The organism is uncultured Bacteroides sp., from assembly GCF_958445495.1.
Classification (GTDB): domain Bacteria; phylum Bacteroidota; class Bacteroidia; order Bacteroidales; family Bacteroidaceae; genus Bacteroides.
The window spans coordinates 21,161-29,392 of the sequence record NZ_CAUCSQ010000047.1; the positions used below are offsets into that span (position 1 = coordinate 21,161).

Sequence of the window (8,232 nt, forward strand, 5' to 3'; positions counted from 1 at the left end):
CTCCAATTTATTTAAAAGTTAACTTGTAAACCCATTACCAAAGAAGTTGTAATCGGGTAAGATGTAGTACCCATTTCAGGATCCCAACCATCGGGGAAATTACTCAAACAAAAGAGATCACTACCACTCACATAGAAGCGAACACGATTTATACCAGCTTTTTGTGTCCAAGTCTCAGGTAAAGTATACCCCAATGTGAGGTTCTTCAAACGGAAATATGAACCGTTGAACATCCAAAAATTAGAAGTGGCGTAGTTATTACTTTTCGACACATTTGAAAGGCGAGGATATTTGGCTGACAAATTCTCTTCAGCAGTATTAAAAGGGCTCCAATATTTACCTTCGATAATAGACGGCACGTTGCCATAGTTATCACGCAAAGGTTGTACCATAGCAGTAGAAAGGTATGAATTCTGTTTGCCAATGCCCTGGAAAGCAATACTGAGGTCAATACCCTTGTATGAAGCATTGAATGTACCACCATACTGGAAGCGAGGCAGTGAGTTACCCAAAGGGACACGATCATACTCAGGACTGATAACGCCGTCGGGTACACCGTCAGGGCCACTGATATCGCGATATTTCAGGTCGCCTACCGTAACAGTAGTACTAGTACGTGCCGAATTGTTCACTTCTTCCTGAGTTTGATAGATACCATCGCACACATAACCATAGTATTCATTGAAAAATACGCCGGCACGTTTAATCTTGCCACCGCTGATTTGCTCCCCATCATTCATATAATCAATCTTTGAGAGGAAGTCGGAGAAATTCACATTTACACCATACTTAAAATCTCCTATTTGGTCATTCCATGCTGCTTCAATATCATAACCATGAGTAGACATCTTACCTGCATTCGTACTAGGGTTGTTATATCCCATGAAGTAGGGGATTTCGATATTCAGCAACATGTCCTTGGTCTCTTTCCAATAGTAATCAAAATGAAACGACAGACGGTTGTTCAAAAAGTTTACATCCAGACCTAAGTCAGTACTGGTAGTCGTTTCCCAAGTAATATCTTCCACAGCCAGCACAGCGGGACGGGCCGTTTTATCAGAAACGATACTTCCATCAGCCATATAGAATAGTGAATTACCAAAACTCATCAAAGCAATGTAAGGAAAGTAGTTATCGCCAATACGTTCGTTACCCAACATCCCCCATGATCCACGCAACTTCAAGAATGAGAGCCAATCCCAATTGAGACTCTTCATAAACTTCTCTTCGCTCACTACCCAACCGGCCGAAAATGAAGGAAAAGTACCCCAGCGATACCCTTTGGCAAAGCGTGAACTGCCATCATGCCGCACATTAGCCTGAAACAGGTAACGATCGGCATATGAATAGATGACACGTCCAAAAACTGAATTTGAAGTATATTCAGAACCAGTACCGCTATTAGTCTGGAAGTCTTCCGAACCGATATTAAGATAAGGATAACCGGTCAGTTCGTATTTATCACGCGCAGCAGTCAGATTCTCGCTCTTCATGTAGTAGTTTTCGAAACCTACCATCACTGTAAGATTGTGGCTACCAAAGGTCCCCATGTAATTGGCAATAGCCTGGCTGGTAACGTGGTAATCGTCATTACGAGTCTCTGTGAGCGAATTGGTAGTCCAAGTACTACCGGAATCGAAATAACCGCCAAATGTTTCAGGATCGTCTGCCAAAGTATATCCACATGCATTTTTAAATGCCTTTTTCTTTTGATAATTGATGAAAGGAGATACAATACCTGAGATACTCAATCCCTTGATAGGCTTGAAAGTTAGTGATCCTTTACCTGCCACTTGGGTACTATGGGCCACAGAATTACCACCTGCAACAAGCAAACCATAAGGATTTGCCCCACTCTTGCCCGAAGCCAAACGACCGTCGCTCCAAGTGGCAGGATAGATAGCAGGCATTTTACGCATAGTATCAAAAGGATCATAATTTGTGGCACAACTCTTGGCATGACGGATATTCACGTCTATTTGGGCACTGAGTTTATCATTAATAGTAAAATCGTTGTTCGAACGGAACATATAACGTTGAAATCCACGACCATCATAAAGACCATCTACCTCGTCATATGAAAGAGTAGCCAACGACTTCACAGTCTTGTTACCACCCGATACGGAGAGAGTATGAGTCATACGGGGAGCGCTCGACTTCAAAATCAGGTCAGTCCAATCAGTAATGGGGTAGTTGTTTGGATCTGTAGCGTTATATTTCACCCAATTCTTAGTCTGATCGGCTGTATATTCCTGAAAAAAGCCACCTGTAGGATTGTCGTTGTACTTCAATTCGTTACTCATCTCCAAATAACGGGTGACCCCCACCATGCTCGGTTGTTTAGTAGGAATTTCCCAACCAAATTCTGCATTATATTTCAGGTTGATTTTACCACTGTCGTTACCACGCTTAGTAGTAACCAAGATAACACCAGCAGCAGCTTTCGAGCCATAGATACTGGCAGCCGCAGCATCTTTTAATACTGAGATACTCTCTACATCGTTAGAATTCACATAGTCGAGTGAACTCTGCACACCGTCTACAATCACTAACGGACTTGATTCGCCCATAGTAGTAATACCACGCACACGGATAGAGGCTGCGCCTGAACCGGGAGCCGAACTGTTACGTGTTACCATCACACCCGAAAGTGAACCTTGCAAAGCATTGGAGAGCATGGCGGTACGTTTATTTACCAGTTCTTCTCCCTTCACAGCCGCTACCGCACCAGTGAGGTCTTTTTTCTTCACCACACCATAACCGATAACGACTACTTCGTTGAGCGCTTTGCTAGCTTCTTCCATTACAATGACATACATATTTTTGCTATCTATCCGCACTATTTTATCTACGTAACCTACATAGCTGATAAGCAGCTCGCTACCTTCGGAAACATCGATTTGAAACTTGCCGTTAAGGTCGGTAATGGTAGCTACATCACTACCCTTCACACGAACCGTAGCACCAATCATCGGCAGTTCGGTAACATCGACTATCTGCCCCGAAATACGCTTCTTTTTTTTCACCTGAGTAGTAACTTTTTTAGTGGAATTAACAGTGATAGTCACTTGACGATTCTGAATGTGATACTTCAAATCAGCCAGCCGACACACCTCCGCCAAAATTGCATCGATTGACTTGCCCTGCAATTCGATGTTTACTTTATTCTCGAGACGGTCTTTCACCGATTGATCATAGACAAAAACATATTTACTATGTTTCTCAATGTAGTCGAACACTTGTTTCACCGTCGAATCTTCGGCTTTGAGGATATACATCCCGTTTACCTTCTCGAATGAAACAGTCGACGCACCCAAATAAACGGGCGTAGACAGCAGTCCAGCTATACAAAAAGCCTTAGCAAAGCTTGCCGCCATAGTTGCGATTGTTTTCCGATTCATAATATTAAGATTAATAATTAGTATTTATTGCATAACAATTTACGATTAATGTACCGGTCACTTTTTGATCTCGAGTTTGCCAACTTTACACCATCCCTCGAAGAGAAAATCCTTGTCGACAGCCATCTTCAAACCCGGCTGACATGCCTTGGTAGTATCAACTAATCCAACAAGCCAAGTATAACTTCCTTTTTGAAGACCATCCAGACTGACAACTGTGGTGTAATGACCATCATGACCCTGTACCCAGGTAGAAAGGTCAGCCTCATCCACAATCTGCTTTTTCACAATGTTATAACCGGTATCCATCAAAGCGATACAAACTTTATATTTTCCTTTCCATTGGGGGATGTTAGTAGGACAATATCCCCAACCCAAATTGCGCCAATTGTGCTGCACATTCACTCGTTCACCTTGACAAGCCTTATTCACGAAACTCACCTTAACTGGATAAAGCCGATATCCTCCTTCACGTTCGAAACGCTTTATTAAGTCAAAAGAGGTATTAAACCACGAGGCTATTTCATCACCAATGCGAAGATCCATCATATTAACATGAGCATTGCGGCTCTCTTCGTACTCGCCCAAGCGCACATCTTCCGAATGCCCCTGGCGATACTTACCACAGGGATCAATCCAGTAGCGGTGATGCGCTCCGGTAATCCATCCTCCCTCCATAATAATAGGTAAACGATAGCGGTATGTGCGAGCAAAATCTTTCTCCCATTGTTCGTAATAACCGGTCATACCAAAAGCGTCGTGACGAATGATATATCCTTTTGCAATAGCTCTTTCGAGTAACCTTTTACTATCAGGATGTGGTTCTGCCCAACTGATGGTATCTCCCACCAAGCGATGATAGTTTATCACCAATGGTACACGTTTGAAAGCTTTTGCATAAGCATCAGTAATCCATTCAAATACTTCCGTTTTTTGAGAATAGTTATTATATTTCACACCGTGTGCCTCACCCCACTTACCAAGTCCGTAAGCATCGATAAAATCCACTTTATCAGGATCGTCAAAGGCAATGGCAAATGCTTGAAGGAATTTTTCGTATTTTTGTTGAAATACAGCATCATCAGGATAAGGTGACCACACACGGGGATTATTGGGATCCTGAAAACCTTTAGCACCGGCTTCCTTTACATAAAGTGGCGTGTTCTGTCCCTGGTCACGGCTGTCTACATTGATACGAAAAGCCAACCGCATACCACGCTCACGTACCGAAGCAAGTAATTTATAGATACGCGAGTCGGGATCGTTCCATACATATTTCCCTTCCTGACTCTCAAGCATGTTCCAATTAGTGCGAATATAGCATGTACCGGCATAATCGCTAACACGAACAGTAGAGTCCCCACCATTCACGGGCATAGCGTCATAATGGTAAGTTTGCCAAAAATTTTCATCCCACATACGGCCTAAATACATTACCCAACCCGTAAGAGGATTCTTGAGTACCGAAAGGGTATCCGGCTTAAAACAGACAGTCTGTTCAGGTACCTTTACTCCTTTTGCTAATTGCATATGTGCCGAAGTCCATGCACAGGACATCAGAACTGCTATAAAAAGCATACATGTACGTAATAAAGTGTGTCTTCTCATCTTTTTCAATGGTATTAATGGAGTATTACATCTCTCTTCGAAAAGGGGTACAAATCTCCTATACCTTACAATGAAGGCATTACAAATTGGTTAATAATAAATTCTTATGTAATTATTTTGTTCAGGAATAATAACAATAGTAATTACTCCTTCACTAAGTAGATCGTATCACCATTAATTTTCATACAGGTTTGTGTCATGGCCTCAATGGCTTTCAAGACTTCCTTCACCTGACCATCAAGTACCAGTTTGCCATACAGCTTATCTGCCGATATCTTATCGTCAAATAAAATAGTCACCCCATAATAATGACTGAGTCGTTGGACCACAGACTCTACACTTTCACCGGCAAGGTTGATCATACCTTGCATCCAGCAAGTATATTCATCTGTATTCACTAATCGTTTCTCCGCGAAACCACCCTCCTGTAAATTCACCAATTCATTTGGTTTCATGCGAACCCTGTCATTATTTGACGTTTTTAGCTCGATCGAACCCTGAACCAATACAACTTGCGAGTCCGAAACATCGTAATTATTCACATTAAACTTGGTTCCAAGTACCTTTACCCTAAAATTATCAGAACTAACTAAAAAGGGATGTTCCCTATCGTGTGCCACATCGAAATAGGCTTCTCCCTTTACGTACACCTCACGATATTCACCATTAAAACGTTTGGGATAACGGACAACCGTACGAGAATTAGCTATAATCCTAGTGCCGTCAGCCAGCATCAACGTCATCTTTTCACCAACAGGCACTTCTACCTCTTCATCGTAAGTATCAGACATCAACTCCGTAACATCTATACGGTGCAAACCATCCATTACATCCCCTCCGACTATATATTTAACACCTATCAAAAGAAACAGCATAGCAGCCACCGAACCCACATACATAAAAATGCGCCGCTTGGACTTACGCTCGTGTTGGCGCATTCTCAGAAAAGCTCTTCTTTTAATGGCAGAGATATCTATCTCGGCCGGAGTACTATGTTGCACAAACGACTTTAACTTGATGTCGCCCAACAAATCACCATACTTATAATCATTGATATCTTTATCCATCTTCAAATCTTTTTATCTTTTCAATATTTTTCCTTCCAACAATCTTTTCACCTGAACTTTCTTTCTATTTATAAAGACGCAAAAAACAGGTTTATCTATAGGTTTAATTTCCATTTTTTTCTTTAAGTACTATATTTTTCAGAATTATCCATCTACAAGCCTTTTTCGCAAAGTATTCATAGCATATCCTATATGGTAATTCACTGTAGGAAGTGAAATCTGCAACATACGTGCAATTTCCACATAAGGCATCTGTTCCAGCTTTGCCAAAAAGAACACATGTTTGCACTTGGGCGGCAAACTATTGATTGCCTCATTCAAACACTGTACTTCTTCACGCGAAAGCATATCATCCATTGGAGTCTGCATATCAGGAAAAGAAAAATTCTGAAGTTCCTCAAAAGAGATTTCCTGATTACTCTTCGCCTCTTTACGTACATAAGAGATTGATTTACGATAAACAATCGTATTCAACCAACTTGACATACTGGCAATTTCCAAAAGCATATGACGCAGTTTCCACACTTCAAAGAAAACATCGCCTACCACCTCTTCAGCCATTTCCTTATTACTAAGAATACCAAAGGCATGATAGTATAACCTCTTCGAATACCGGTTCATGAAACTGTTAAAAGCTAGTTCATCCCCTTTGGAAATCAACAAAAGTTCTCTTTCCAGGTCTTCCATTTAATTAGATTATTATTTTATATATTGACAGGCGCACAGTTTTATATATTATATAGGTCAAAGCACTTAATATTAACTTTCTTTATCAATTAGCATATTCTTCTATAATAAAAAGAGCCATATCATCACTCAGAAAACGGAATTTGATATAACTCGTCTACATTTAATAGCTAGCATCTGAACTTTACAAAAAACTTCTTAGTTTTAACATAGTTCCTCTCCATAAAGAAAAGAATAAATTATCTTGCCATTTTATAAATTTCATTGCCTCCATCAAAAAAGCACCGACTCCATAAACTTCTGTCATATCACGGGGCACCTTCTTCGGGTCAGCACCGATTTGCTGCACATACCCTTACCATTAGACTCTACAGCCGAGACTAATGCATTCCACCCTCTCACCATTACAGGAAGATACATATCCTTATCCAGCACCCCTTCATTGATACCATAAGCTATGGAATACACAATAAAAGTTGTACAACTAGTCTCCGGCGATGGATAAAAAATAGGGTCTAAAAGACTGGCATGCCAGAAACCGTCCGGATACTGTAATCCGGCAATACGTGTAACAAGTTTTACAAATAATTCCTCATAGAATTTACGGCTCTTGTCCTTCCTGGGTAGCTCTTTTAATATTTCAACCAGACCACCAAGCACCCAACCATTACCACGTCCCCCAAAAACCTTCTTACCATTGGCTTCCCGTTTATCAAAATAACGCCAGTCACGGTAAAATAGGTTTTCTCTTTCATCAAACAAATAATCATAAGTCGCTTTATACTCACAATTCATAAACTTGATATATTTCTTATCTCCGGTCAACATATACAACTTTACATATACAGGAGGAGCCATAAAAAGAGCGTCACACCAGGTCTAGCGTTCCAAGGTCCTTAAATCTCCTTCTACTAGCTTAAAATTGCCTTCAGACGGATGATTGACAATCCATTTCGCACGGGCAAGTGTAGAGACAATCATCGCTTCATCCTTGTACCTGCGGTATAAATCCAAGAATGACTGTGATACAGTAATATCATCGGCATGATAAAACCGTTTGTCCGGCAGCCAACAAATCCGTTGACCTATATGAATAAGCCACTCATAATATGTATCATCACCGTCTTCTTTTTCGACCAATTCCGCCCAATCCACCATACCGGCATAAAGAACACCCTGCGGCCAGTTCAAATCATCATGTTCAGGAGCAGGATGTGGGTTAGCAATCTGCCAATCCGCAACTTTTCGTATGATAGACTTAACTTCGGACTTCTGAAAAAGAATTTCTATTGCCAATATAAAAGTGGTATATAACAGGGAGGTTCCCAATAAAAGTATTTTCTTCATTATATATTCATTTAGTTATCATTCGGTAATTACAGTTCAACCTCAACCGTAACCTTGGCAACTTCTTATTATGGTGAGTTCTATCAATTCAATTTATCCTCTTGTATCAGACAGCAGAACTC

The 8,232-nt window shown here is 40.8% G+C and carries 4 protein-coding genes and 1 pseudogene; all 5 read right to left on the reverse strand.

Going from position 1 to position 8,232, the window contains the following annotated elements:
* Window positions 1–11: 11 nt before the first annotated feature.
* The 5 genes and pseudogenes from Q5076_RS14280 to Q5076_RS14300 all read right to left on the reverse strand — a co-directional run bounded on the left by Q5076_RS14280 (window position 12) and on the right by Q5076_RS14300 (window position 8,110).
* Complete coding sequence (locus tag Q5076_RS14280; RefSeq protein ID WP_303014270.1) at window positions 12–3,401, reverse strand: TonB-dependent receptor; 3,390 nt, start codon at window positions 3,399–3,401, stop codon at window positions 12–14.
* 57 nt (window positions 3,402–3,458) lie between these two features.
* Window positions 3,459–5,009 carry a DUF4832 domain-containing protein gene (locus Q5076_RS14285; protein WP_303014271.1) on the reverse strand — a complete coding sequence of 517 codons (1,551 nt, stop codon included), beginning with the start codon at window positions 5,007–5,009 and terminating at the stop codon, window positions 3,459–3,461.
* Window positions 5,010–5,152: 143 nt separating this feature from the next.
* Window positions 5,153–6,076, reverse strand: coding sequence for a FecR family protein (locus tag Q5076_RS14290; RefSeq protein ID WP_303014272.1), 924 nt, complete (start codon window positions 6,074–6,076; stop codon window positions 5,153–5,155).
* 144 nt (window positions 6,077–6,220) lie between these two features.
* Window positions 6,221–6,763, reverse strand: a complete 543-nt coding sequence (locus tag Q5076_RS14295) for an RNA polymerase sigma factor (RefSeq protein ID WP_303014273.1) — start codon at window positions 6,761–6,763, stop codon at window positions 6,221–6,223.
* Between the two features lie 239 nt (window positions 6,764–7,002).
* Window positions 7,003–8,110, reverse strand: a pseudogene (locus tag Q5076_RS14300) (glycoside hydrolase family 105 protein).
* Between the last annotated feature and the right edge of the window lie 122 nt (window positions 8,111–8,232).